Here is a 24147-nt window from a genome sequence, read left to right as displayed (position 1 = left end):
GGCGGCCGCCTTTTCATGTCCTCGGTTCCGCGCGCCAGGTGCTCCGTTCGGCACGCGATGTCCTCGGTTCCGCGCGCGTTTTCGGCGTGCCGGTCGCGCGCGCGGGTGATCCGGCGGTGGTCCTGTGGGCCGGGCCACACCGACCCGGACGTCCCGGGCACGGGAGGCGCGATAGCCTGACGGCTGGATCGATCTCTTGATACCAAGAGATCGATCAAACGCCCGGGGCAGGGACGCCCCACCGCCAGCTGTCATACGGAGAACGCCATGACCCGCACTCCCGTGAACGTCACCGTCACCGGCGCGGCCGGCCAGATCGGTTACGCCCTGCTCTTCCGCATCGCCTCCGGCCAGCTGCTCGGCGCGGACGTGCCGGTCAAGCTGCGCCTCCTGGAGATCACCCCGGCGCTCAACGCCGCCGCGGGCACCGCGATGGAGCTGGACGACTGCGCGTTCCCGCTCCTCCGGGGCATCGAGATCACCGACGACCCGAACGTCGCCTTCGACGGCGCCAACGTCGCCCTCCTGGTCGGCGCCCGCCCCCGCACCAAGGGCATGGAGCGCGGTGACCTCCTGGAGGCCAACGGCGGCATCTTCAAGCCGCAGGGCAAGGCCATCAACGACCACGCCGCGGACGACATCAAGGTCCTCGTCGTCGGCAACCCGGCCAACACCAACGCCCTGATCGCCCAGGCCGCCGCCCCGGACGTACCGGCCGAGCGCTTCACCGCCATGACCCGCCTGGACCACAACCGCGCGCTGACCCAGCTCGCGAAGAAGACGGGCTCGTCGGTCACCGACATCAAGCGCCTGACCATCTGGGGCAACCACTCCGCCACCCAGTACCCGGACATCTTCAACGCCACCATCGCCGGCAAGAACGCCGCCGAGGTCGTGGGCGACGAGAAGTGGCTGGCCGAGGACTTCATCCCCACCGTCGCCAAGCGCGGCGCCGCCATCATCGAGGCCCGCGGCGCCTCGTCGGCCGCCTCCGCCGCCAACGCCGCCATCGACCACGTCCACACCTGGGTCAACGGCACCGCCGAGGGCGACTGGGCCTCCATGGGCATTCCGTCGGACGGCTCCTACGGCGTTCCGGAGGGCATCATCTCCTCCTTCCCGGTCACCACGAAGGACGGAAAGTACGAGATCGTCCAGGGCCTGGAGATCAACGACTTCTCCCGCGCCCGCATCGACGCCTCCGTCAAGGAGCTGTCGGAGGAGCGCGAGGCGGTCCGCGCTCTCGGCCTCATCTGAGCCCACCCCGCCCGCACGGGCCCCGTTTCCGTTCCGGGACGGGGCCCGCGCCCGTTGTCAGGCCCCCCGGCAGCCGCATCTCGAACCCGTGCCCGGCGCAGACATGGCCGGAGCGCGCCGGAGTCTCGGTGCAGCCGGACGCCTCGTACATCGCCCCGCGCCTCGGTGAGCACGACGTGGGTGTCGAGCCCCACGACGGTCGGGCCGCGCGCGGCGGCCCCGCCCTCCAGCCCGTCGAGCAGGCGCCGGGCCGCCGTCGGGATGCGCGCCCAGCCGGACCATGCCCCGCGCCTCCCGTGCCTTCACCGTCCGGCTCAGGTGTCCGGCGTCCAGGCCGAGGCGGACGCGCAGGTCCCGCAGGGACAGTCACCGCGCCACCGGCCCCCGCCCTCTGCCGCCGGCTCCATTCCTTTGACTTCAGTCAGGGGAAACCGACGCGTCCATGTGCGTGCTTCATGCCTCTCCGTCCCTCTTCTTAGTGATGCGCCGCACTTTCGGTCACCGGTTCGGCATGCATGCGGGGCAGGTGGGCAGGGGCTCACGGTCCCCGGGAGTGACACGCGTGTGACACAGGGGGGTTGATCAGGAACGGAAGGCAATACCGATCATGGCGAACAGCACGGAAACCCCGGCGGAGCGGGCGCACCGGACCATTCACGCGGGAGGCGAGTGGCTGGCGGCGTCCTCCGGCGCCACCCGCGAGATCCTCGACCCCGCGGACGCCCTGCCGTTCGCCGTCATCGCGGAGGGCGACGAGAAGGACACCGACCTCGCGGTGGCCGCCGCCCGGCGCGCCTTCGACACGGGCGAGTGGCCGCACACCCCGGTCGCCGAACGCGCCGCCCTGCTGCGCCGCGTCGCCGACCTCCTCGTACGCGACCGCGAGCCGCTCGGCCTGCTGGAGAGCCGCGACGCGGGCAAGACCGTCGAGGAGGGCCGGGTCGACATCGACTGCGTCGCCGACGCCTTCCGCTACTTCGCCGACCTGGTCGCCGGTGAGGCCCCCGGCCGGGTCGTCGACGCGGGCTCGCCCGACATCCACAGCGTCGTCGTGCACGAGCCGGTCGGCGTCTGCGCGATGATCACGCCCTGGAACTACCCGCTCCTCCAGGCCAGCTGGAAGATCGCCCCCGCGCTCGCCGCGGGCAACACCTTCGTGATCAAGCCCAGCGAGATCACCCCGATGACCACCGTCGCCCTGATCGACCTGCTGACCGAGGCCGGCCTCCCCACCGGCGTCGCCAACATCGTCACCGGTCCCGGCCACAGCGTCGGCGCCCGCCTCGCCGAGCACCCCGACGTCGACCTGGTCTCCTTCACCGGCGGCCTGATCAGCGGCACCAAGGTCGCCCAGGCCGCCGCCGTCACCGTCAAGAAGGTCGCCCTCGAACTCGGCGGCAAGAACCCCAACGTCGTCTTCGCCGACGCCTGCGAGAGCGAGGAGGGCTTCGACACCGCCGTCGACCAGGCCCTCAACGCCGCCTTCATCCACAGCGGCCAGGTCTGCTCCGCCGGCGGCCGGCTCATCGTCGAGGAGTCGGTCCGCGAACGCTTCGTCGCCGAACTCGCCCGCCGCGCCGCGAAGATCCGCCTCGGCCGAGGCACCGAGGACGGCGTCGAGTGCGGCCCGCTCGTCTCCGAGCAGCAGCGCGCCAAGACCGAGGACTACGTCGCCTCCGCGCTGGCCGAGGGCGCCGAGCTGCGCTGCGGCGGCAAGCGCCCCGAGCCGTCCCCCCAGCGGCCGGAGACGGGCTACTTCTACGAGCCGACCGTCCTCGACCACTGCCACCGGGAGATGAAGGTCGTACGGGAGGAGGTCTTCGGACCGGTGCTCACCGTCGAGACCTTCCGCACCGAGGACGAGGCCGTAGCCCTCGCCAACGACACCGAGTACGGTCTGGCCGGGGCCGTCTGGACCGCCGACGCGGGACGGGCCCGCCGGGTCGCGGGCCGGCTCCGGCACGGCACCGTCTGGATCAACGACTTCCACCCCTACCTCCCGCAGGCGGAGTGGGGCGGCTTCGGCAAGAGCGGCGTCGGCCGCGAACTGGGCCCCGCGGGCCTCGCCGAGTACCGCGAGAGCAAGCACGTCTACCAGAACCTCGCCCCGAAGCCCGTCCGCTGGTTCGCCGGCTGACGCCGCTTCGCCCCACTCCACCCCGCCCGCACCCCACCCGGGCCGCCCGGCTCCCCGTCCGCTCACCCTCTGGAGTACCCCCATGCCCGAGACCTCCCACGTCTACGACTACGTCGTCATAGGCGGCGGCACCGCGGGATCGGTGATCGCCTCCCGCCTCACCGAGAACCCGGACGTCACCGTCGCCGTCATCGAGGGCGGCCCCAGCGACGTCGGCCGCGACGACGTGCTGACCCTGCGCCGCTGGATGGGCCTGCTCGGCGGCGAGCTGGACTACGACTACCCGACCACCGAGCAGCCACGCGGCAATTCGCACATCCGGCACAGCCGCGCCCGGGTGCTCGGCGGCTGCTCCTCGCACAACACGCTCATCGCCTTCAAGCCGCTGCCCTCCGACTGGGACGAGTGGGAGGCGGCGGGCGCCAAGGGCTGGGGCGCGGTGCCGATGGAGGCGTACTACGCGCGGCTGAAGAACAACGTCGTCCCGGTCGACGAGAAGGACCGGAACGCCATCGCCCGCGACTTCGTCGACTCCGCGCAGAAGGCCCTGGACGTCCCCCGCGTCGAGGGCTTCAACAAGAAGCCGTTCACCGAGGGCGCCGGCTTCTTCGACCTCGCCTACCACCCGGAGAACAACAAGCGCTCCTCGGCTTCGGTGGCGTACCTGCACCCGGTGATGGACGAGCGGCCCAACCTCACGATCATGCTGGAGACCTGGGCCTACCAGCTCCAGCTCGACGGCACCCGCGCCGAGGGCGTCCACGTCCGCACCAAGGACGGCGAGGAGATCCTCGTCAAGGCACGGGGCGAGGTCGTGCTCTGCGCCGGTGCCGTCGACTCGCCGCGCCTGCTGCTGCACTCGGGCATCGGCCCGAAGGACCAGCTGGAGGCCCTCGGCATACCCGTGGCGCTCGACCTGCCCGGCGTCGGCGAGAACCTGCTCGACCACCCCGAGTCGGTGATCGTGTGGGAGACCAACGGCCCCATCCCGGACAACTCCGCGATGGACTCCGACGCCGGTCTGTTCGTGCGCCGCGACCCCGAACACGCGGGCCCCGACCTGATGTTCCACTTCTACCAGATCCCGTTCACGGACAACCCGGAGCGCCTCGGCTACGAGCGCCCGGAGTTCGGCGTCTCGATGACTCCGAACATCCCCAAGCCGAAGTCCCGCGGCCGCCTCTACCTGACCAGCGCCGACCCGTCCGTGAAGCCCGCCCTGGACTTCCGCTACTTCACCGACGAGGACGACCACGACGGCCGCACCCTCGTCGACGGCATCAGGATCGCCCGTGAGGTCGCCAAGGCCGAGCCGCTGGCCGGCTGGCTCAAGCGCGAGGTCTGCCCCGGCCCGGACGTCACCGGCGACGAGGAGCTGAGCGAGTACGCCCGCAAGGTCGCCCACACCGTCTACCACCCGGCGGGCACCTGCAAGATGGGCGCCGCCACCGACGAGCAGGCCGTCGTCGACCCCGAGCTGCGCGTCCGCGGCCTGACGGGCATCCGCATCGCCGACGCCTCCGTCTTCCCGACCATGCCCGCCGTGAACCCGATGATCGGCGTCCTCATGGTCGGCGAGCGCGCCGTCGAGCTGATCGGTGGTGACGCCCGATGAGTACCACCACCGGCGCCGGTACGCCGCCGGGTACGCCCGAGGCCACCGATTCCGCCGCCCCCGTCTTCTCCGTGGACGGCCTGTGGAAGGTCTTCGGCCCCAAGGCCGCCCGGATCCCCGCCGACCCCGAGCTGAGCGCCCTGAGCCCGGCCGAGCTGCGCTCGCGCACCGGCTGCACGGCCGCCGTGGCGGACGTCTCCTTCGACGTGCGCAAGGGCGAGGTCTTCGTCGTCATGGGCCTGTCCGGCTCCGGCAAGTCCACCCTCGTACGCTGCCTGACCCGGCTGATCGAGCCGACGGCCGGCTCCATCGCCATCGACGGCGAGGACGTCCGCGCGATGGACAGGGCCCGGCTGCGCGAACTGCGCCGCCACCGCGCCGCGATGGTCTTCCAGCACTTCGGCCTGCTCCCGCACCGCACGGTCCTCGACAACGTGGCCTACGGCCTGGAGGTCCAGGGCATGGGCCGCGCCGAGCGCCGCGAGCGCGCCGCCGCCATCGTCGCCAAGGTCGGGCTGGAGGGCCTGGAGCACCGCCGCCCCGGCCAGCTCTCCGGCGGCCAGCGCCAGCGCGTCGGCCTCGCCCGCGCGCTCGCCGTCGACCCCGAGGTGCTGCTCTTCGACGAGCCGTTCAGCGCGCTCGACCCGCTGATCCGGCGGGACATGCAGGAGGAGGTCGTCCGGCTGCACCGCGAGGAGGGCCGCACGATGGTCTTCATCACCCACGACCTCCAGGAGGCCCTCAAGCTGGGCGACCGCATCGCCCTGATGCGCGACGGACGCGTCGTGCAGCTCGGCACCCCGGAGGAGATCGTCGGCTCGCCCGCCGACGACTACGTCCGCGAGTTCGTCCGCGACGTCCCGCGCGAGCAGGTCCTCACCGTCCGTACGGCCATGCGCCCCGCCTCCTCGGCCGACGAGGCCGGCACCGGCCCCGCGCTCCGCCCCGACGCCACGGTGTCGGAGGCCATCGAGGCCGTCGCCCGCGCCGGCTCCCCGGCCCGCGTGATGGACGACGGCCGCTGCCTGGGGGTGGTCGACGCGGACGCGCTGCTGTCGGTGGTGGCGGGCACCACAGGCACGGCTGACGCGTCCGCCGCCGACGCACCCACGGACGGCCCCGCCGCAGCTGCGAGCAGTGGGGCCGCCGGGGCGGCACGGGCGGGCGATGGGCGTCCCCCCGGGCGAGCGAGGCCGAGCGTGGGGGGAGCACCGGCCCAGCGCCGTGAACCGACCACCCCGCCCCCCGCCACCAGCGAGGAGCCGGCGTAATGGCCACGATCACCGCAGCGCCCCGGAAGGCCGCCCCGCCGGGCATCCTCACCAACCCGGCCGTACGCAAGCTCCTCGCCCTCGCGGTCGCCGCCGCGATCCTCGCCCCCCTCGCCGTATCCCAGTGGGGCGGCACCACCTGGCCCACCGCCCTCACCGTCGACGTCTCCGAGCCGCTCGGCAGGGCCAGCGACTGGATCATCGACAACCGCGACAGCCACCCGCTGTTCCTCTACTTCTTCGGCCACGTCAGCAACGTCGTCGTCATCGCCGTACGCGCCGTGTACCTCGCCCTCCTCGCCGTCGGCTGGGCCGGGGTCACCGCGATCGGCGCCCTGGTCGCCTGGCGCGTGGCCGGCGTGAAGCTGGCGATCGGCACGGCCGCCGCGTTCCTGGCCTGCGGCCTGCTCGGCATGTGGGTGCCGACCATGCAGACCCTCGCGCTCATGGTCGTCGCCGTGCTCGCGTCGGTCGTGGTCGGCGCCCTGCTCGGCCTGGCCGCCGGCCTGTCCGACCGGATGGACCGCGTCCTGCGCCCGGTGCTCGACACCATGCAGGTGCTGCCCGCCTTCGCCTACCTCCTCCCCGTCGTCCTGGTCTTCGGCATCGGCGTCCCCGCCGCCGTCCTGGCCACCGTCGTCTACGCCGCCCCGCCCATGGCCCGGCTCACCGCCCTCGGCCTGCGCGGCGCCGACAAGGAGGTTCTGGAGGCCGTCGAGTCCCTCGGCACCACCGCCCGCCAGCGGCTGCTGACCGCCCGCATCCCGCTGGCCCGCAAGGAGCTCCTCCTCGGCCTCAACCAGACGATCATGATGGCGCTGTCCATGGCCGTCATCGCCTCCGTCATCGGCGCCGGCGGCCTCGGCGACCGCGTCTACCAGGCGCTCGCCTCGGTCGACGTGGGCGCGGCACTCGCGGCCGGCATCCCGATCGTGCTGCTCGCCGTCGTCCTGGACCGGGTGACCGGCGCGGCGGGGGAGCGGCTCGGCGAATCCGGGAAGTCCCCGCTGACCTGGCTGTACGCCCTGGCCGCCGCCGCGGCCGTCGCGGCCGCCGGACGACTCGCCGGCTTCCTCGACTGGCCCGAGGCGTGGGAGGTGGACATCGCCGAGCCCGTCAACCGGGCCGTCGACTGGATGACCGCCCACCTCTACTCCGGTGTCCCCGTCATCGGCGGGACCGCCGACTGGGCCGCCCACTTCACCAGCTGGGTCCTCAACCCGCTGCGGGGCGGCCTCCAGTGGCTGCCCTGGTGGTCCGTACTGCTGATCGTCGCCGCCCTCGCCTGGCTGATCGGCACCTGGCGCACCGCGCTCACCGCCGTCCTCGCCATGGCCGCGATCGGCGTGCTCGGCGTGTGGAACCCGTCCCTGGACACGCTCTCGCAAGTTCTCGCCGCCGTCGCCGTGACCCTGGTCATCGGCTTCGCGACGGGCATCGCCGCCGCCCGCAGCGACCGCTTCGAGCGCGCGCTCCGGCCCGTCCTGGACGTCTTCCAGACGATGCCGCAGTTCGTGTACCTGATCCCGGTCGTCGCCCTCTTCGGCGTGGGCCGCGCGCCCGCCGTGGCCGCCGCGGTCGTCTACGCCCTCCCGGCCGTCGTCCGCATCACCGCCCAGGGGCTGCGCCAGGTCGACCCGGCCGCGCTGGAGTCGGCCCGCTCGCTCGGTGCCACCAGCGGGCAGCAACTGCGCCAGGTCCAGCTCCCGCTGGCCCGCCGGTCCCTGCTGCTCGCCGTCAACCAGGGCGTCGTCCTCGTCCTCGCCGTCGTCATCATCGGCGGCCTGGTCGGCGGTGGCGCGCTCGGCTACCAGGTCGTCTTCGGCCTGGCCCAGGGCGACCTGGCGACCGGCCTGGTGGCCGGCGCGGCGATCGTCTGCCTCGGCCTGATGCTCGACCGGGTCACCCAGCCGACCGAACGCGGTACGAAGAAGGGAGCCTGACATGCGGATGCGTACCACCACCGCCATCGCCTCGGTCGCCGCGCTGACGCTGCTGACCGGCTGCGGCGCCGCCGACATGACCAAGCAGGCGTCCCCGTACGCCAACGCCCAGGGCGCCAGGACGGTGACCCTCTCCGTGCAGTCCTGGGTCGGTGCCCAGGCCAACGTGGCCGTCGCCCAGTACCTGCTGGAGCACGAACTGGGCTACCGCGTCGACACCGTCCAGGTCGACGAGGTCCCCGCCTGGGACGCGCTCAGCCAGGGCCGGGTCGACGCCATCCTGGAGGACTGGGGCCACCCCGAGCAGGAGCAGCGCTACGTCGAGGACAAGAAGACGATCGCCCCCGGCGGCGACCTCGGCGTCACCGGGCACATCGGCTGGTTCGTCCCGACGTACTTCGCGAAGAAGCACCCGGACGTGACCGACTGGAAGAACCTCGACAAGTACGCCGAGCTGATGCGCACCGCGGAGAGCGGCGACAAGGGCCAGCTGATGGACGGTTCCCCGTCCTACGTCACCAACGACAAGGCCCTGGTCAACAATCTCGACCTGGACTACAAGGTCGTCTTCGCCGGCTCCGAGGCCGCCCAGATCACCCAGATCACCCAGTTCGCCAAGGAGAAGAAGCCCTTCCTGACCTACTGGTACACCCCCCAGTGGCTCTTCGAGAAGGTTCCGATGACCGAGGTGAAGCTGCCGCCCTACAAGGAGGGCTGCGACGCCGACCCGGCGAAGGTCGACTGCGCCTACCCGGTCACCCCGCTGCAGAAGTACCTCAACGCCGGCTTCGCGGAGGACGGCGGCCAGGCGGCGGAGTTCCTGAGGAACTTCGAGTGGACGACCGAGGACCAGAACGAGGTCTCCCTGATGATCGCCGAGCAGAAGATGCGGCCCGAGGAGGCGGCGAAGAAGTGGGTGGACAGCCACAAGTCCGTCTGGAAGAAGTGGCTGCCGTCAACTACCCGGCGCTGAAGCGCCGGGCTTGCACAACTGGGCACCACTGGCGGTGATGTTGCGTTTGCGTCCAGCCCCGCCCCTCTGATGCGGGGGCGGGGCAGGGGCTGTTGACTCGACCCCGCGTCGCCACAGCTCCGCGTCGCCACAACTCCCACGCACGAGCGCGGATGTCGCGGGAGCCGGTCCGGTCTGCGTGATCAACGAATGTGCAGGACCGGCATGTGAATCGGGCCTGGGAGACCCGGTTCGCCCTGTCGATGTGCCCACACTCGGCGCAGGTACGTGAGGTGTACGCCGGATCAACGTGCACCACCGGCACCCCGGCGCGGCGGGCCTTGTACGCGATGAACTGTCCCAACTGGGCGAACGACCAGGAGTGCGGGGTGGCCCGTTGGGGCTTGCGAAGCCGTACCCGTTCGCGGATGCCCGTGAGTTTTTCGAGGACGGTTCCGCGACCGGTGCGTTCTGCCTCGGCCACCACATGCTTCGCGATCTTGTGGTTGATGTCCCTGGCTCGCCGTGCCTCCTTGCGATGGCGCTTCTTCAGGCGCCGCTTGGCCGACGGGGTGTTCTGGAGCATCCGGTCGTCGAACGGCTGCGCGCCGAAGGGACGGAAGGCGACGGGCTGCTCCGTGACACAGCGGTGGCGTGCCGACCCGCTACGCCCGAAACGGCCCGCCTTCACGTTCGCCCGCAAGGTGGCGTAGGCGTCGCAGGCCTTCTTGATCGTGTGCTGAGCTGCCTGGGCCCCTAGGCGCCACCGTGACTTTGCCTGCTCATATGTGAGTTTGCGGAGTGCGAAGTTCTTGAACTCCTGCCGCTCGAAAGAGACCTTGCTCACCCAGGTGGCTGCCGCGTTGCAGGCGCGCAGGGTCGCTTCCAAGGCCGCCGCCTGCATGGGCGTCGGCAGTAGCTTGACCTGCACCACCAGTTTCATGCTCACCGAGCGCAGACATTCACGCGACACTGCACCGTAGGTTCTTCACCGATCACCCTATCGAGTGAAATACGGCAATTTTGGTCCCACTCGGAGCGCCAACGATCGGTACCCGGCCGCTAAGCGGCCACGGAGCACACCTCCTGCTTGGCGGCGGCGCCCAGCGCCCGCAGCGCGGACCGGACGCCGTCGTCCAGGAGCCCGGTGCGAACCGTCACCGGTACTGACCCGGCGTGTAGTGACCCGGCGTCAGTCGGCACGTCACGCCGAAGCGGTTCCAGGCGTTGATCACCGTGATCGCGGCGATCAGCTGCGCCAGCTCCGGCTCCTCGAAGTGGGCGGCGGCCTTCTCGTAGACCGCGTCGGGCACGAATCCGTCGGTCAGGACCGTCACCGCCTCGGTCAGCTCGATCGCCGCCAGCTCCTTCTCCGTGTAGAAGTGCCGCGACTCCTCCCACGCGCTGAGCTGCACGATCCGTTCCACGCTCTCGCCGGCCGCGAGCGCGTCCTTGGAGTGCATGTCGATGCAGAGGGCGCAGTGGTTGATCTGGGAGGCGCGGATCTTCACCAGCTCGCACAGCGTCGGGTCCAGCCCCCGCTTCGCGGCGGTGTCGAGCCGGATCATCGCCTTGTAGACCTCGGGCGCGTGCTTGGCCCACTCCAGGCGGGGTGCCTCCTCGGGGGCGAAGGAACCGGGGGCGGCGGTGGTGTTCTCGATCGTCGTCATGGTCTTGAGCCTAGAAGCGAGGCAGCCCAGGAGTATGGTCCATTTCCATGGGGAAACCGTGGGCCACTTTCGGCGTCGACCTGCACCTGGACCGCTCCGGCCCCGGCCTGCGCCGCGGTCTCACCGACGCCCTGCGCGAGGCCGTCCGCGGCGGCCGGCTGGCGCCCGGCACCCGGCTGCCCTCCTCGCGCTCGCTCGCCGCCGACCTGGGCGTGGCCCGCAACACGGTGGCCGAGGTCTACGCCGACCTGGTCGCCGAGGGCTGGCTCGCCGCCCGTCAGGGCTCCGGAACCCGGGTCGCCGACCGGACGCCCGCCACCCCCGCCCGGCGCCCGGCACCGCACCGGCGGGCACCGGGCCGGCCCGCCTACGACCTCGTCCCCGGCACCCCCGAACTCGCGTCGTTCCCCCGCGCCCAGTGGCTGAAGGCGGCCCGCCGCGCCCTGACCGCCGCCCCCGACCAGGCGCTCGGCTACGGCGACCCGCGCGGCCGGATCGAACTGCGCACCGCCCTCGCCGACTACCTCTCCCGCGCCCGCGGCGTGCGCGCCGACCCCGACCGGATCGTCGTCTGCGCCGGCTTCCTCGGCGGCCTCGGTGTCCTCGCCGACCTGCTGCGCCGCAGGGGAGCGCGCTCCGTGGCGGTCGAGTCCTACGGCCTGCCCCACCACCGCGCCCTGCTCACCCGCGCGGGCCTCGCCACACCCCCGCTGCCCTTCGACGACCGCGGCACCCGTCCCCCCGACGACGACCCGGCCACCACCGGGGCCGTCCTCCTCACCCCCTCCCACCAGTTCCCGATGGGCCTGCCCCTGCTCCCCGGACGCCGCACGGCACTGATCGACCGCGCCCGCCGCACCGGCGGACTGGTCCTGGAGGACGACTACGACGGCGAGTTCCGCTACGACCGCCAGCCCGTCGGCGCCCTCCAGGGCCTGGACCCCGACCGCGTCGTCTATCTGGGCACCGCCAGCAAGTCCCTCGCCCCAGGCCTGCGCCTGGGCTGGCTGGTGCTGCCGCCGTCGCTGGTCGAGGAGGCCCTGGACGGCATGGCGGGCCGCACTCCGGGCGTCCTGGACCAGCTGACCCTCGCGGAGTTCCTCGGCTCCGGCGACTACGACCGGCATGTCCGGGCCGCCCGCCTGCGCTACCGGCGCCGCCGTGACGCGCTGGTCGCCGCCCTCGCCGAGCGCGCCCCCGACGTGCGCGTCACCGGCATCGCGGCCGGACTGCACGCCGTCCTGCAAGTGCCGCCCGGCACCGAGCAGCAGGCCGTCAGGGCCGCCGCCTGGAACGGCCTCGCCGTCCACGGCCTGTCCACGTTCCGCCACCCGGACGCGGCCGTCTCCCCACTGGACGCCCTCGTCGTCGGCTACGGCACCCCGCCCGACCACGCCTGGGCGGGGGCCCTGGACGCGCTGTGCCGGGCGCTGCCGTAGAGTCCACCCGCGGCACGGGCCGTACACTCGATCGGCCCAACTGCCGTACACCTGAGTGGACAACGGGGAGACAGGGAAATGGCGGAGACCCGGCGACGGCTGCGGTCGAGCACCGTGGTGCTCGGCGGCATGGGAGTGCTCGCGGCGGCTCTGAGCGCGTGCGGATCGGACCCCGACCGGCGCTGCGTGGACCGCGACAGCTACGACTACGTCAACGGCTACAAGGTCGTCGCCGACAAGAACTGCAAGTCGGGCTCGTCCGGCGGTTCGTACGGCAAGGGCGGCAAGAAGAAGCCCGGCTCGTCGAAGGTGTCCGACGCCGACTGGTACTACGACGCCGACGTCAGCAGCGGCTGGGCCGACTACGGCACCTTCAGCCGCGACGAGGCCGTCGACCGCGGCGGGTTCGGCTGCTCCGGCTCCGGCAGCGGCGGCGGCTGAGGCCGTCCGTGGAACGCCGCACCACCGAGCCGCGCCCCGGCTGGCAGCAGACAGTGGAGGAGCAGGGGTGCGTCTACCCCCTCACCCGCTACCCGGACGACTCACTGCGCCCCTACTGGGACGAGAGCGCCTTCTACGTCTTCTCCCTCCCGGAGGTCGAGGCGCTGGAGGAGGCCGTCGAGGAACTCCACCGCATGTGCCTGGCGGCGGCCGGGCACATCGTCACCGCCGGCCGCTTCGCCGACCTCGGCATCACCGACCCGCGGGTGGTCCGGGCGGTCACCGAGGCCTGGCACCGCCGTGCCGAACTCCCCTCCGTCTACGCCCGCTTCGACCTGCGCTACGACGGCACGGGGCCCGCCAAGCTCCTGGAGTACAACGCGGACACCCCGACCTCCCTCGTCGAGGCCGCGTCCCCGCAGTGGTTCTGGATGGAGGAGAGCTTCCCCGGCGCCGACCAGTGGAACAGCCTCCACGAGCGCCTCGTCGACGCCTGGAGGAAGCAGGCCGCCCTCCTCCCGCCCGGCAGCCCGCTGTACTTCGCGAACTCCGAGGCCGACGAGCTGGGCGAGGACCTGATGACGGTCGCCTACCTCAAGGAGACCGCCGAGCAGGCCGGCCTGGAGACCGAGTGGATCTCCATGGAGGAAATCGGCTGGGACCGCCTGTCCGGCCGCTTCGTCGACGGCAGGCTCCGCTTCATCCGCAGCATCTTCAAGCTCTACCCCTGGGAGTGGCTCACCACCGACCGCTTCGCCGACCACGTCCTGGACACCCTCGACAACGGCGGCGGCACCGGCACCACCCTGTGGATCGAGCCCGCCTGGAAGATGCTGCTCAGCAACAAGGCGCTGCTGGCGATCCTCTGGGAGCTGTACCCCGGCCACCCCAACCTCCTCCCCGCCTACCTCGACGGCCCCCGTGAGCTGGCCGACACCACCGGCTACGTCGCCAAGCCGCTCCTGGGCCGCGAGGGCGCCGGCGTCACGATCCACCGCCCCGGCACGGAAGCGCCGGCCCCGCGCACCGACCTCTGCTGCTACCAGGAGCTGGCCCCCCTGCCGGACTTCGACGGCAACCGGGTCGTCCTGGGCGCCTGGGTGGTGGAGAACGAGTCGGCGGGCCTGGGCATCAGGGAGTCGTCGGGCCTGGTGACGGACGAGTACGCCCGCTTCCTGCCCCACGTGATCCTCTGAGGACCGTCGCCCGCATGGTGGACGCCGGGGCCCGGCCCGCCGTGCCGCCCGGTAGGCTGCGCGTGGGCCGTGACTGGCGCGCTGGGATGGGACCGACCATCGGGGAGCGGCTCGGAAGACGAGTGCCGTGCGCCTGGGCCGACCCGAACGCCGACCGTACCGTCCGGAGGTCCCCATGCCCGCAGATCTCACCCCCGAGTCCACCGCCTACCGCGCCGCGCTCGACGTCATCCGAACCGTCGAGCCCCGCGTCGCCGACGCCATCGGCCAGGAGGTCGCCGACCAGCGCGAGATGCTCAAGCTGATCGCCTCGGAGAACTACGCCTCCCCGGCCACGCTCCTGACCATGGGCAACTGGTTCAGCGACAAGTACGCCGAGGGCACCGTCGGCCGCCGCTTCTACGCCGGCTGCCGCAACGTCGACACCGTCGAGTCCCTCGCCGCCGAGCACGCCCGCGAGCTGTTCGGCGCCCGCCACGCCTACGTCCAGCCGCACTCCGGCATCGACGCCAACCTCGTCGCCTTCTGGGCCGTCCTGGGCGCCCGCGTCGAGGTGCCCTTCCTGGAGCGCACCGGCGTCCGCCAGGTCAACGACCTGACCGACGCCGACTGGGCCGAGCTGCGCCGCGCCTTCGGCAACCAGCGGATGCTCGGCATGTCCCTGGACGCCGGCGGCCACCTCACCCACGGCTTCCGTCCGAACATCTCCGGCAAGATGTTCGACCAGCGCTCCTACGGCACCGACCCGGCGACCGGCCTCATCGACTACGAGGCCCTGCGCGCCTCCGCCCGCGAGTTCAAGCCGCTGATCATCGTCGCGGGCTACTCGGCCTACCCCCGCCTGGTGAACTTCCGGATCATGCGCGAGATCGCCGACGAGGTCGGCGCGACCCTCATGGTCGACATGGCGCACTTCGCGGGCCTCGTCGCCGGCAAGGTGCTCACCGGCGACTTCGACCCGGTCCCGCACGCCCAGATCGTCACGACGACCACCCACAAGTCACTGCGCGGCCCGCGCGGCGGCATGGTCCTGTGCGACGACACCCTCAAGGACCAGGTCGACCGCGGCTGCCCGATGGTCCTCGGCGGCCCGCTCCCGCACGTCATGGCCGCCAAGGCCGTCGCCCTCGCCGAGGCCCGCCAGCCCGCGTTCCAGGACTACGCCCAGCGCATCGTCGACAACGCCCGCGCGCTCGCCGAGGGCCTGATGAAGCGCGGCGCCACCCTGGTGACCGGCGGCACGGACAACCACCTGAACCTGATCGACGTGGCGTCCTCCTACGGCCTCACCGGCCGCCAGGCCGAGGCCGCCCTCCTCGACTCCGGCATCGTCACCAACCGCAACGCCATCCCGGCCGACCCGAACGGCGCCTGGTACACCTCCGGCATCCGCATCGGCACCCCGGCGCTCACCACGCGCGGCCTGGGCACGGCGGAGATGGACGAGGTGGCCGGCCTCATCGACCGCGTCCTGACCACCACCGAGGCGGGCACCACCAAGTCCGGCGCCCCCTCGAAGGCCGCGCACGTCCTCGACGCCAGGATCGCGGACGAGATCTCCCACCGCGCGACGGACCTGGTGGCGGGCTTCCCGCTCTACCCGGAGATCGACCTGGGCTGAAGCGCCCGGTGAGGGGTGCGGGGCTGTGTCGGCATGCGGCTACCGCCGCGCGGGCGCGACCAGCCCCGAACGGCCCGCAGTTCCCCGCGACAGCACCACCCGAGCTCTCTGAGAGAATGGTGCGCATGGCGAATGACCGACCTCGTGTGCTCTCCGGGATCCAGCCCACCGCAGGCTCGTTCCACCTCGGCAACTACCTCGGCGCCGTCCGCCAGTGGGTGGCCCTCCAGGAGTCCCACGACGCGTTCTACATGGTCGTCGACCTGCACGCGATCACGGTCCCGCAGGACCCGAAGGAACTGCGCGCCAACACCCGGCTCGCCGCGGCCCAGCTGCTGGCCGCCGGACTCGACCCGGACCGCTGCACGCTCTTCGTCCAGAGCCACGTCCCCGAGCACGCCCAGCTCGGCTGGATCATGAACTGCCTCACCGGCTTCGGCGAGGCGAGCCGCATGACCCAGTTCAAGGACAAGTCCGCGAAGCAGGGCGCCGACCGCGCCTCCGTCGGCCTGTTCACGTACCCGGTCCTCCAGGTCGCGGACATCCTGCTCTACCAGGCCAACCGGGTGCCCGTCGGCGAGGACCAGCGCCAGCACATCGAGCTGACCCGCGACCTGGCCGAGCGCTTCAACGGGCGCTTCGGCGAGGCCTTCACCGTCCCCTCCGCGTACATCCTCAAGGAGACGGCGAAGATCTACGACCTTCAGGACCCGACCGCCAAGATGAGCAAGTCGGCGGCCACCCCCAAGGGCCTGATCAACCTGCTCGACGAGCCGAAGGCCACGGCGAAGAAGGTGAAGAGCGCCGTCACGGACACCGACACCGTGATCCGCTTCGACCGCGAGCACAAGCCCGGCGTCAGCAACCTGCTCTCGATCTACTCCACCCTCACCGGTGCGGCGATCCCGGAACTCGAGCAGAAGTACGAGGGCAAGGGATACGGCGCGCTGAAGACGGACCTCGCCGAGGTCGTGGTGGAGTTCGTCACGCCCTTCCGGGAGCGCACCCAGCAGTACCTGGACGACCCGGAGACCCTCGACGCGATCCTGGCCAAGGGCGCGGAGAAGGCACGGGCCGTCGCCGCGGAGACCCTCGCCCGGGCGTACGACATGCTGGGCCTGCTCCCCGCCAAGCACTGACCGGGGCACCGCCCCGACCACCGCGCCGGCACCGCACGCGCCCCGGCACGCCGCCGTAGCGCTGCACATCACTCCGGTTGCGCCTGCCCCGGGCACGGTCGTGGCCGTACAGTCGATAATCGGGTGTCCGGCACCGCGACATACGACGAGTGACACGTAACGACAGGAGACGACGTGGGGACCGTAACGATCGGCGTGTCGATCGCGGTCCCGGAGCCTCACGGCAGCAAGCTCCAGCAGCTGCGCGCGGGCTTCGGCGACGCCGCTGCTCACGGCATCCCCACGCACGTCACCCTGCTGCCGCCGACCGAGGTCGACGGCGCCGCGCTGCCCGCGATCGAGGCGCACCTGGCGGAGGTGGCGGCGCGCGGCCGGCCCTTCCCGATGCGGCTGTCGGGCACCGGGACCTTCCGCCCGCTGTCGCCCGTGGTGTTCGTCCAGGTGGTCGAGGGCGCCGCGGCCTGCTCCTGGCTGCAGAAGCGGGTCCGCGACACCTCCGGGCCGGTGCCGCGCGAACTGCAGTTCCCGTACCACCCGCACGTCACCGTGGCGCACGGCATCGAGGAAGCGGCGATGGACCGCGCCTACGAGGAGCTGTCCGACTACGAGGCCCAGTGGCCCTGCACCGGCTTCGCGCTCTACGAGCAGGGCGCCGACGGGGTGTGGCGCAAGCTGCGCGAGTTCCCCTTCGGCAGCACCACGGTGCCCCCGCAGGCCGGACGCCTGGAGAGCGGCTCCCTGCCCGCCCGATAGGCCCTCGCCGGGGCGCTACACCGGCAGTCGCCGGAAAACTCCCCGCGGCAGGTGCCGCAGCGCCGACATCACCACGCGCAGGGCGCCCGGCACCCACACCGTCTCCGAGCGCCGCCGCAGCCCCAGCTCGATGGCCGTGGCGACCGCCTCGGGCGTCGTGGCGAGCGGCGCCTCCTCCATCCCCGCGGTCATCCGCGACCGCACGAACCCGGGGCGTACGACCATGACGTGCACGCCCGTGCCGTGCAGCGCGTCGCCGAGGCCCTGCGCGAAGGCGTCCAGGCCGGCCTTGCTGGAGCCGTAGATGAAGTTGGCGCGGCGGGCCCGCTCGCCGGCCACGGAGGAGAGCACCACCAGGGAGCCGTGGCCCTGCGCCTGGAGCGCGCGGGCGCTCACCAGCCCGGCCGAGACCGCGCCGGTGTAGTTGGTCTGCGCGACCCTGACGGCGTTCAGCGGCTCGCGCTCGTCGTGCGCCTGGTCGCCCAGGACGCCGAAGGCCAGCAGCACCAGGTCGATGTCGCCCTCGGTGAAGACCTTGCCGAGCGCCGCCTCGTGGGACTCGGGGTCGAGCGCGTCGAAGGCGACGGTGCGCACCTCGGCGCCGAGGCCGCGCAGCTGCTCGGCCGCCGCGTCCAGGGCGGGGGAGGGGCGGCCGGCCAGCCACACGGTACGGGTGCGGCGGGCGACCAGACGGCGCGCGGTGGCGAGCGCGATCTCGGACGTACCGCCGAGGACGAGCAGGGACTGGGGGAGGCCGAAGGCGTCCTTCACGACAGCTCCTAGAGGGTGAGTCGGCGGGAGAGATCGGAGGTGAAGACCCCGCGCGGGTCCAGCTCCGCGCGCAGCGCGCGGAAGTCGTCCAGGCGCGGGTACATCGCGGCGAGCAGCTCCGGCCGCAGCCGGGAGTCCTTGGCGAGGTAGACCCGGCCGCCGGCCTTCGCGACCTCCTCGTCGAGGCCGTCGAGGAAGGTGCCGAGCCCCGGGAGACCCGCCGGGATGTCCAGGGCGAGGGTCCAGCCGGGCACCGGGAAGGAGAGCCAGCCCGGGTCGGCCCCCCCGAAGCGCTTGAGGACGGCCAGGAACGACGGGCAGCGCTGGGCGGAGATGCGTCCCACGACCCGGCGCAGGGCGTCCTCCTGGCCGTGGCCGACGACGAACTGGTACTGCACGAAGCCGCCGCGGCCGTAGATCCGGTTCCAGTGCGGGACGCCGTCCAGGGGGTGGAAGAAGGCGGAGATCCGCTGGAGTTCGCCCCTGCGCAGGCGGGGGGCCCTGCGGTACCACAGCTCGTTGAAGAGCCCGACCGTGGTCCGGCTGAGCAGGCGCTCCGGGACGAGGTCGGGGGCGGCCGGGAGACGTGAGGTGCGGAAGGCCAGCGGCTCGCGCCGGGCCCGGCCGGGCAGTGCGTCCAGCGGCGCGTGGTCGCCCCGGGTGAGCACCGCCCGGCCGGTCGCCGCGCCGCGGGCCAGCAGGTCGATCCAGGCGACCGAGTACCGGTAGCGGTGGTCGGTGGCCGTCAGGCGGGCCATGAGGTCGTCGAGGTCGTCGGCGCGTTCGGTGTCGACCGACATCAGTGACGTCTCGACCGGCTGGAGTCGCACGGTCGCGGTGAGGATCACCCCGGTCAGGCCCATGCCGCCGGCGGTCGCGTCGAACAGGGGCGTGCCCCGGTCCACGGTACGGACCCGGCCGTCGGCGGTGAGCAGCTCGAAGGAGAGCACGTGCCGCGCGAAGGAACCGGACACGTGGTGGTTCTTGCCGTGGATGTCCGCGCCGATCGCCCCGCCGACCGTCACATAGCGGGTGCCGGGGGTCACCGGCACGAACCAGCCGAGCGGCAGCAGCACCTCCATCAGCCGGTGCAGGGAGATCCCCGCGTCGCAGAGCACGGTGCCGCCGTCGGCGTCGATGGCGTGGACGCGGTCCAGGGCCGTCATGTCGAGCACGTCGCCACCGGCGTTCTGCGCCGCGTCGCCGTACGCCCGCCCCAGACCCCGCGGGATGCCGCCGCGGACGCCGCACTCGCGGACGGCGTCGGCGGCCTCCTGGAACGTGCGCGGGCGGATCACGCGGGCGACGGTGGGCGCCGTGCGGCCCCAGCCGGTGACGGGAACGGTGTCGGCAGACATGCCGGTGACCGTATCGCCCTCTTACGCACGATTAGTCCCGAAACATCTCTCTGGTCCCCGAAACGGGTGATTAATGGTATGTCGCTCGATATTGCCGGACATCCCGGGCAGTTGACGTGAACAGTGAGTCCACATGGACGACCTCGACGACATGGATCACCGGATCGTCACGGCGCTCAGAGCCCGCGGCACGGACCCGCGCGTGGCCGGTGCCGCGCGTGCCCTGTCCTGGGCCGGGGAGCACGGAGCGCTGTGGCTCGCGGCGGGCCTCGCCGGAGCCGCCGTGGACGGCACCCGGCGCACGGCCTGGCTGCGCGGCACCGCGCTCACGGCGGGCGCCCACCTCGCCAGCATGGGCGTGAAGCGGGTCGTGCGCCGTCCCCGCCCCGCCCACGTCGTACCCCTGGTGCGCACCGCCGGACGGCACTCCTTCCCCAGCTCCCACGCCACCTCGGCGGCGGCGGCCGCCGTGGCCTTCGGCGCGCTGGGCGTCCACGCCGCCTGGCCGCTCGCCGCCGCGGTGTGCGTCTCCCGGCTGGTCGTCGGCGTCCACTACCCCTCCGACATCGCGGCGGGCGCCGCCCTGGGCGCGCTCACGGCCCGGCTCGGCACCGACTGGATGCGCGGAGGCACCCGTGACTGACACGGCCGTCCTGCGGCAACGCGCCCCCGAACAGCGGCAGGAACCCGCGCCGCCCCGCCGGGCGGGCATCCCGGGGGGTCTGCTGCGGACCGCACGCCCCCGCCAGTGGATCAAGAACGTCCTGGTCGTCGCGGCTCCGGCCGCCGCCGGCGAACTGCTCTCCTGGCACACCCTGTCCCGGCTCGCCCTGGTCTTCGTCCTGTTCACCGCCTGCGCCGCCGCCGTCTACCTCGTCAACGACGCCCGCGACGCCGAGGCCGACCGCGCCCACCCGGTCAAGCGGCACCGCCCGGTCGCCGCCGGACAGGTCCCGGTGCCCGTCGCCTACGCCGTCGGGGGTGTCCTGGGCGTCCTCGCGCCCGTCGTCGCGGCCTGGCTCTGCCCGCCGGCCGTCGCGGCCCTGCTGACCGCCTACCTCGCCATGCAACTGGCGTACTGCATCAGCCTCAAGCACGTCCTGGTCGTCGACCTCGCCGTCGTCACCACCGGCTTCCTGATGCGGGCGATGGTCGGCGGGCTCGCGCTCGGCATCCCCCTGTCGCGCTGGTTCCTCATCACGGCCGGCTTCGGCGCGCTGTTCATGGTCTCCGCCAAGCGCTACTCCGAAGCCGTCCAGATGGCCGAGAAGGCGGGTGCCACGCGCGCGTTGCTCACCGAGTACACCACCGGCTACCTCCGCTTCGTCTGGCAGCTCGCGGCCGGCGTCGCCGTCCTCGGCTACTGCCTGTGGGCCATGGAGGAGGGCGGCGTCCCGCACACCAGCGTGCTGCCCTGGCGCCAGCTGTCCATGGTCGCCTTCATCCTCGCCGTCCTGCGCTACGCCGTCTTCGCCGACCGCGGCACCGCCGGCGAACCCGAGGACGTCGTCCTGCGCGACCGGGCGCTCGCGCTGATCGGCGTGGTCTGGGTGGCGATGTACGGCCTGGCAGTGGCCAATTGGTAGCCGGCCGGCGCGAGCTGCTGGGCTTCGCCTCCACCGGCCTCCTCGCCTACGCCGTCGACCTCGGCCTCTTCACCTGGCTGCGCGGCCCGGCCGGTCTCGACCCGCTCACCGCCAAGGCACTGTCCTTCGTCGCCGGCTGCTCCGTGGCGTACGCGGGCAACGCCTTCGGCACCTACCGGCACATCCGCCCGCAGGGTCTGCGCCCGTACGCCGTGTTCTTCGCGGTGAACGCCGCCGGTGCCGCCGTACAGCTCCTGTGCCTGGCCGTCAGCCACTACGCCCTCGGCCTCACCTCGCAGCGGGCCGACACGGTCTCCGGTGCGGGAATCGGCATGGTCCTGGCCACCATCCTGCGTTTCTGGGGCACAAGAACACTGGTCTTCCGTACCGGCGCAGGAACCGGTGGCACGACGGGATCATGGACCCGGGCGAGTGGGGGCAGAGTCGGATCATGGACTGGCTGAAGAAGCTCCCCGTGGTCGGGCCGTGGCTGGCACGGCTGATGACCACGCACGCGTGGCGCTCGTACGAGCGGCTGGACCGGGTGAAGTGGACGCGGCTGGCCGCCGCCATGACCTTCACCAGCTTCGTCGCGCTCTTCCCGCTGCTCAGCCTGGCCGCCGCCATCGCCGCCGCGACGCTCAGCACGGACCAGCAGGACAAGCTCCAGGACAAGATCGCCGAGCAGATCCCCGGCATCGCCGACCAGCTGAACATCCAGAGTCTGATCGACAACGCCGGCACCGTCGGCCTCATCTCCGGCGCCCTGCTGCTGTTCACCGGCATGGGCTGGGTCGACGCCACCCGGGGCTGCCTGCGCGCCGTCTGGGAGCTGCCCGACGAGGAGGAGAACCCCTTCCTGCACCGGGCCAAGGACGCGGGCGTCCTCGTCGGTCTCGGCGGCGCCCTCCTGGTCACCGTCGGCATCTCCACCGTCGCCTCGGCGCTGGTCGGCTGGATCATCCGCCAGCTGGGCGTCGCCGAGGGCGGCTTCGGCGGCGTGCTGCTCTACGTCGCCGCGTTCGCCGTCGCCGTACTCGCCGACTTCCTCCTGCTGCTGTACGTGCTGACCCTGCTTCCCGGCGTCCAGCCCTCGCGCCGCCGCCTGGTGGTGGCGGCGCTGATCGGCGCGATCGGCTTCGAGCTGCTGAAGCTGCTGCTCAGCGGCTATATGCAGGGCGTCGCCGCGAAGAGCATGTACGGCGCCTTCGGCGTCCCCGTCGCCCTGCTGCTGTGGATCAACTTCACCTCGAAGCTGGTGCTGTTCTGCGCCTCCTGGACGGCGACGGGCAGCAAGGCGCAGGAAGTCGAGGGGGCGGGAGCGGGCGGGCAGGAGCAGGCCGGGAAGGGCCAGGGCGTCACGGGCGCGTCCGGCGACGGACCAGGTCCGGCAGCGGCCACTTCCGGTTGATCAGGAACGCGCCGCCCGCGAGCAGGACCAGCAGCCCGGCGGCGATGCCGGCCGCGACACCGATGCCGCCGGCGCCGTTCGCGGTCGGGGCGCCCGCCACCGGCTGCGTGCCCGCCACGCCCTTCCCGGTGCCGCCGGCCTCCCCGGAGGCGCTCGGATTCGGCTGCGGGCTCTCCTGGACGGCGCTCCTCGGCGGCACCAGCTCGCCCACCGGCTCCACCTTGCCGGCCGCCTCGAAGCCCCAGTCGAACAGGCGGGAGGTCTCCTTGTAGACCTCGTTGTGCTCGTCCTTCGCCGGGTTCATGACCGTGACGAGCAGCACCTTGCCGCCCTGTTCGGCGACGCCCGTGAAGGTGTAGCCGGCGTTGGTGGTGTAGCCGTTCTTCACGCCCGCGATGCCCGGGTAGACGCCGACGTCCGAGTCGCCGGCGAGCAGCCGGTTGGTGCTCTGGATCTCGAAGGGCTTGCGGGACGTCTTGCCCTTCTTGTCCATTTTCGTCTCACCCGGGAACTTCGCGCTGACCGTCGAGGCGTACTCGCGGAAGTCCTTCTTCTGCAGTCCCGAGCGGGCGAACAGCGTCAGGTCGTACGCCGAGGAGACCTGCTTCGGCGCGTCGTAGCCGTCGGGGCTGACGACGGTCGTGTCGAGGGCCTGGAGTTCCCCGGCGTGCTCGTTCATGTCCGCGACGGTCTTGGCGACACCGCCGTTCATCGCCGACAGCACGTGCACGGCGTCGTTGCCGGAGCGCAGGAAGACGCCGAGCCACAGGTCGTGGACGGTGTACGTCTCGTCCTCCTTGACGCCGACCATGCTGGAGCCGGCGCCGAGGCCCGCGAGATCGGAGGGTACGACCTTGTGCTTGGTCGTCTTCGGCCACTTCGGCAGCAGGGTGTCGGCGAACAGCATCTTCAGCGTGCTCGCAGGCGCCAGTCGCCAGTGCGCGTTGTGCGCGGCCAGCACGTCGCCGGACTCGGCGTCGGCCACGATCCACGAACGGGCGGTGAGGTCCTTCGGCAGCACGGGCGCCCCACCCGCAAGATCCACCTGCGTCCCGGGTTTCCCGAGCCGCGCCCCACCCACGGTCGACATCGACGCGGGCGGAGTGGCCGACGGGCTCGCCGAGGAACTCGCCGGCGGGCTCGGGGCGGCGAGCGCGGCGGGCGGGAGGAGGGCGAGAGCGGTCAGGGCGGCGGAGGTGACCGTCAGGGATCGCCTGACGGCCTTCTTGGGTGCGGGCACGAGCGAGAACGTACCTCCCGGGAGCGACGCCTTCACACCCCCCTCCCGACCCCGCGCACGGATCCGGACACCGTGCGGCGATACTGAAACCATGAAGCTCAGCCGCCCCGTCTCCTGGTTCCTGCTCGCTTTCGGGGTGTGGAGCTGGATCATCTGGATCACTTTCGTCAAAAACCTGGTCAAGGACGGCAGCGGGCTCGCTTTCGAGGACGGCGACCCCACGGCGTACTTCTGGGTGCACCTGCTGCTCGCCGTCGTGTCCTTCGTATTGGGGACGGTCGTCGGGGTCATCGGGTTGCGCGGGCTGCGCGCACTGCGCCGAACGTCATAACTGAGGGGATTCGACG

The 24147-nt window shown here is 72.2% G+C and carries 22 protein-coding genes; 17 read left to right on the top strand and 5 right to left on the bottom strand.

Annotation, left to right across the window (positions count from 1 at the left end):
• The first annotated feature begins 267 nt into the window (after positions 1 to 267).
• From ACIQ1J_RS25665 to ACIQ1J_RS25640, 6 genes are all read left to right on the top strand, one after another.
• Positions 268 to 1257 (top strand): malate dehydrogenase, encoded by a 990-nt coding sequence (locus ACIQ1J_RS25665; RefSeq protein ID WP_210957838.1) that lies wholly within the window; start codon positions 268 to 270, stop codon positions 1255 to 1257.
• 607 nt (positions 1258 to 1864) lie between these two features.
• Entirely contained in the window at positions 1865 to 3394 is a 1530-nt protein-coding gene (locus ACIQ1J_RS25660) for an aldehyde dehydrogenase family protein (RefSeq protein WP_403560392.1), read from the top strand.
• Positions 3395 to 3476: 82 nt separating this feature from the next.
• The gene (locus ACIQ1J_RS25655; RefSeq protein ID WP_403560390.1) at positions 3477 to 5009 is read left to right on the top strand and encodes a GMC family oxidoreductase; all 1533 of its coding nucleotides are present in this window, start codon (positions 3477 to 3479) and stop codon (positions 5007 to 5009) included.
• Complete coding sequence (locus tag ACIQ1J_RS25650; protein WP_403560388.1) at positions 5006 to 6280, top strand: glycine betaine/L-proline ABC transporter ATP-binding protein; 1275 nt, start codon at positions 5006 to 5008, stop codon at positions 6278 to 6280. The genes ACIQ1J_RS25655 and ACIQ1J_RS25650 overlap by 4 nt, the downstream gene beginning before the upstream one ends.
• Positions 6280 to 8223: an ABC transporter permease gene (locus ACIQ1J_RS25645; RefSeq protein WP_403560386.1), complete on the top strand. Its 1944-nt coding sequence runs from the start codon at positions 6280 to 6282 to the stop codon at positions 8221 to 8223. Before ACIQ1J_RS25650 ends, ACIQ1J_RS25645 begins: the two co-directional genes overlap by 1 nt.
• 1 nt (position 8224) lies before the next feature.
• Positions 8225 to 9196, top strand: a complete 972-nt coding sequence (locus ACIQ1J_RS25640; protein ID WP_403560384.1) for an ABC transporter substrate-binding protein — start codon at positions 8225 to 8227, stop codon at positions 9194 to 9196.
• Here ACIQ1J_RS25640 and ACIQ1J_RS25635 read toward each other — a convergent pair.
• Complete coding sequence (locus ACIQ1J_RS25635; protein WP_403560382.1) at positions 9183 to 10118, bottom strand: RNA-guided endonuclease TnpB family protein; 936 nt, start codon at positions 10116 to 10118, stop codon at positions 9183 to 9185. The genes ACIQ1J_RS25640 and ACIQ1J_RS25635 overlap by 14 nt on opposite strands.
• A gap of 214 nt (positions 10119 to 10332) precedes the next feature.
• Positions 10333 to 10845 (bottom strand): carboxymuconolactone decarboxylase family protein, encoded by a 513-nt coding sequence (locus ACIQ1J_RS25630; RefSeq protein WP_403560380.1) that lies wholly within the window; start codon positions 10843 to 10845, stop codon positions 10333 to 10335.
• 47 nt (positions 10846 to 10892) lie between these two features.
• Here ACIQ1J_RS25630 and ACIQ1J_RS25625 point away from each other — a divergent pair, with 47 nt between their 5' ends.
• The 6 genes from ACIQ1J_RS25625 to ACIQ1J_RS25600 all read left to right on the top strand — a co-directional run bounded on the left by ACIQ1J_RS25625 (position 10893) and on the right by ACIQ1J_RS25600 (position 17434).
• Positions 10893 to 12284 (top strand): PLP-dependent aminotransferase family protein, encoded by a 1392-nt coding sequence (locus ACIQ1J_RS25625; protein WP_403560378.1) that lies wholly within the window; start codon positions 10893 to 10895, stop codon positions 12282 to 12284.
• A gap of 78 nt (positions 12285 to 12362) precedes the next feature.
• Positions 12363 to 12725, top strand: coding sequence for a hypothetical protein (locus tag ACIQ1J_RS25620; protein ID WP_403560376.1), 363 nt, complete (start codon positions 12363 to 12365; stop codon positions 12723 to 12725).
• 8 nt (positions 12726 to 12733) lie between these two features.
• Positions 12734 to 13921, top strand: a complete 1188-nt coding sequence (locus tag ACIQ1J_RS25615; protein WP_403560375.1) for a glutathionylspermidine synthase family protein — start codon at positions 12734 to 12736, stop codon at positions 13919 to 13921.
• Positions 13922 to 14096: 175 nt separating this feature from the next.
• A complete protein-coding gene (locus ACIQ1J_RS25610) occupies positions 14097 to 15542 on the top strand; it encodes a glycine hydroxymethyltransferase (RefSeq protein ID WP_403560373.1) in 1446 nt (481 codons plus the stop codon).
• A gap of 125 nt (positions 15543 to 15667) precedes the next feature.
• Positions 15668 to 16681: a tryptophan--tRNA ligase gene (gene trpS / locus ACIQ1J_RS25605; protein WP_403560371.1), complete on the top strand. Its 1014-nt coding sequence runs from the start codon at positions 15668 to 15670 to the stop codon at positions 16679 to 16681.
• A gap of 174 nt (positions 16682 to 16855) precedes the next feature.
• Entirely contained in the window at positions 16856 to 17434 is a 579-nt protein-coding gene (locus ACIQ1J_RS25600) for a 2'-5' RNA ligase family protein (RefSeq protein WP_210957825.1), read from the top strand.
• Positions 17435 to 17449: 15 nt separating this feature from the next.
• Here the strand turns inward: ACIQ1J_RS25600 and ACIQ1J_RS25595 are convergent, their stop codons facing one another.
• Positions 17450 to 18205 carry a decaprenylphospho-beta-D-erythro-pentofuranosid-2-ulose 2-reductase gene (locus ACIQ1J_RS25595; RefSeq protein WP_210957824.1) on the bottom strand — a complete coding sequence of 252 codons (756 nt, stop codon included), beginning with the start codon at positions 18203 to 18205 and terminating at the stop codon, positions 17450 to 17452.
• Between the two features lie 8 nt (positions 18206 to 18213).
• Positions 18214 to 19563 (bottom strand): FAD-binding protein, encoded by a 1350-nt coding sequence (locus tag ACIQ1J_RS25590; RefSeq protein WP_403560368.1) that lies wholly within the window; start codon positions 19561 to 19563, stop codon positions 18214 to 18216.
• 133 nt (positions 19564 to 19696) lie between these two features.
• On the opposite strand from ACIQ1J_RS25590, the gene ACIQ1J_RS25585 reads away from it, so the two are divergent.
• Genes ACIQ1J_RS25585 through ACIQ1J_RS25570 form a run of 4 tightly spaced genes read left to right on the top strand, consistent with a single transcriptional unit; the run spans position 19697 to position 22560 of the window.
• Complete coding sequence (locus tag ACIQ1J_RS25585; protein ID WP_403560366.1) at positions 19697 to 20206, top strand: phosphatase PAP2 family protein; 510 nt, start codon at positions 19697 to 19699, stop codon at positions 20204 to 20206.
• Positions 20199 to 21149, top strand: a complete 951-nt coding sequence (locus ACIQ1J_RS25580) for a decaprenyl-phosphate phosphoribosyltransferase (RefSeq protein ID WP_403560364.1) — start codon at positions 20199 to 20201, stop codon at positions 21147 to 21149. Before ACIQ1J_RS25585 ends, ACIQ1J_RS25580 begins: the two co-directional genes overlap by 8 nt.
• Positions 21143 to 21613, top strand: coding sequence for a GtrA family protein (locus ACIQ1J_RS25575; protein WP_210957820.1), 471 nt, complete (start codon positions 21143 to 21145; stop codon positions 21611 to 21613). Before ACIQ1J_RS25580 ends, ACIQ1J_RS25575 begins: the two co-directional genes overlap by 7 nt.
• Positions 21601 to 22560, top strand: a complete 960-nt coding sequence (locus ACIQ1J_RS25570; protein WP_403560362.1) for a YihY/virulence factor BrkB family protein — start codon at positions 21601 to 21603, stop codon at positions 22558 to 22560. Before ACIQ1J_RS25575 ends, ACIQ1J_RS25570 begins: the two co-directional genes overlap by 13 nt.
• Here the strand turns inward: ACIQ1J_RS25570 and ACIQ1J_RS25565 are convergent.
• Positions 22508 to 23800 carry a D-alanyl-D-alanine carboxypeptidase family protein gene (locus ACIQ1J_RS25565; RefSeq protein ID WP_403560360.1) on the bottom strand — a complete coding sequence of 431 codons (1293 nt, stop codon included), beginning with the start codon at positions 23798 to 23800 and terminating at the stop codon, positions 22508 to 22510. The two genes, ACIQ1J_RS25570 and ACIQ1J_RS25565, sit on opposite strands and share 53 nt — an antisense overlap.
• A 91-nt stretch (positions 23801 to 23891) precedes the next feature.
• Here ACIQ1J_RS25565 and ACIQ1J_RS25560 point away from each other — a divergent pair, with 91 nt between their 5' ends.
• Positions 23892 to 24131, top strand: coding sequence for an SCO4848 family membrane protein (locus ACIQ1J_RS25560; RefSeq protein ID WP_053135976.1), 240 nt, complete (start codon positions 23892 to 23894; stop codon positions 24129 to 24131).
• Positions 24132 to 24147: the final 16 nt, after the last annotated feature.

The organism is Streptomyces sp. NPDC097107, from assembly GCF_044762405.1.
Taxonomy (GTDB): domain Bacteria; phylum Actinomycetota; class Actinomycetes; order Streptomycetales; family Streptomycetaceae; genus Streptomyces; species Streptomyces thinghirensis.
This window is presented reverse-complemented; position numbering and strand designations above follow the sequence as displayed.